The following is a 1,284-nucleotide window of genomic DNA, read 5'->3' as shown; positions in this document are numbered from 1 at the left end:
CCCAGACTCAAAAGGTTATTACTACCTAATCTGGGCTTATCGCAAGTTATTACGCCTTTCATCGCCTCTGACTGCCAAGGCATCCACCGTGTACGCTTAGTCACTTAACCATACAACCCGAAAGGGTTTCTATTTGCTTTCACTTTAAAAAGTGAAGACAAATAAGCGTATGGCAACTAACCAAGGTTTTTGGTTGTCATCAAGAAGGGTTAATTCTTGATAACTGTTTGCCGGACTCAATTTACTTCTTGTTTCCACTTTTTAATAAAAAGTAGAATCAAAAAATGAACAATCATTTCTGATCATTCGAATACAAGACACTTGAATGTGTTTGTTTTGTTTATACCGTTCTTATTAAATAAGAGCAGATAAACATTGAGAACTTTTAAATTTGATTTAAATAACTTCGTTATTCAAATCAGTCAGCTTTCCAAATTGTTAAAGAGCAAGAGTTTTTCGAGTTTTAAACTTTCAAAACCATTTTTAAAAACTCTCATTAGACTGTTGTCATCAAAGAATGTTTAAAGATGGTGGGCGATACCGGGCTCGAACCAGTGACCCCCTGCTTGTAAGGCAGGTGCTCTCCCAACTGAGCTAATCGCCCATGATAGTTCTTTTGTCTTCACTTTCAAAAAGTGAAAATAAAAGCCATTCTTCATGGAGAAAGAATGGTGGAGCTATGCGGGATCGAACCGCAGACCTCCTGCGTGCAAGGCAGGCGCTCTCCCAGCTGAGCTATAGCCCCATATTTTTATTTCCTTGGGAGGAAATGGTGGGCGATACCGGGCTCGAACCAGTGACCCCCTGCTTGTAAGGCAGGTGCTCTCCCAACTGAGCTAATCGCCCCAAATTTTTATTTCCTTGGGAGGAAATGGTGGGTCGTGCAGGATTCGAACCTGCGACCAATTGATTAAAAGTCAACTGCTCTACCAACTGAGCTAACGACCCTTTTTACTTCTTGAAGGAAGTGGTATCCCGTAGGGGAGTCGAACCCCTGTTACCGCCGTGAAAGGGCGGTGTCCTAGGCCTCTAGACGAACGGGACACTGCAATTTATCTCTACTTTAAAAAGTAGAAACAAACTTTGAAGAACCTTGGGAGTTCTTCTTCTCTTTGCTTTTCTAAACCTAATCAATCTGTGTGGACACTCATCGTGACTATCTTCGTATAAGGAGGTGATCCAGCCCCAGGTTCCCCTAGGGCTACCTTGTTACGACTTCACCCCAGTCATGAACCACAAAGTGGTGAGCGTCCTCCCCGAAAGGTTAAACTACCCACTTCTTTT

Annotated in this window: 5 tRNA genes and 2 rRNA genes; all 7 read right to left on the bottom strand. The window is 42.6% G+C overall.

From position 1 onward, the window contains the following. Window positions 1-110, bottom strand: a 23S ribosomal RNA gene (locus tag L3V33_RS23130); the annotation flags it as partial. 418 nt (window positions 111-528) lie between these two features. Beyond that, window positions 529-604 (bottom strand) — tRNA-Val (locus L3V33_RS23125). 65 nt (window positions 605-669) lie between these two features. After that, a tRNA-Ala gene (locus L3V33_RS23120) sits at window positions 670-745 on the bottom strand. Window positions 746-770: 25 nt separating this feature from the next. After that, a tRNA-Val gene (locus L3V33_RS23115) sits at window positions 771-846 on the bottom strand. A 26-nt stretch (window positions 847-872) separates the two neighbouring features. Continuing rightward, window positions 873-948, bottom strand: a tRNA-Lys gene (locus tag L3V33_RS23110). A 20-nt stretch (window positions 949-968) separates the two neighbouring features. Further along, window positions 969-1,044: transfer RNA gene (locus L3V33_RS23105), tRNA-Glu, on the bottom strand. Window positions 1,045-1,167: 123 nt separating this feature from the next. Beyond that, window positions 1,168-1,284, bottom strand: a 16S ribosomal RNA gene (locus tag L3V33_RS23100); the annotation flags it as partial.

Origin of the sequence: Vibrio sp. A2-1, assembly GCF_021728355.1 — a bacterium.
Taxonomy (GTDB): Bacteria; Pseudomonadota; Gammaproteobacteria; order Enterobacterales; family Vibrionaceae; genus Vibrio; species Vibrio splendidus_K.
Note: the sequence above shows the minus strand (reverse complement) of the source record. Positions and strands in the feature narration are given on the sequence as shown.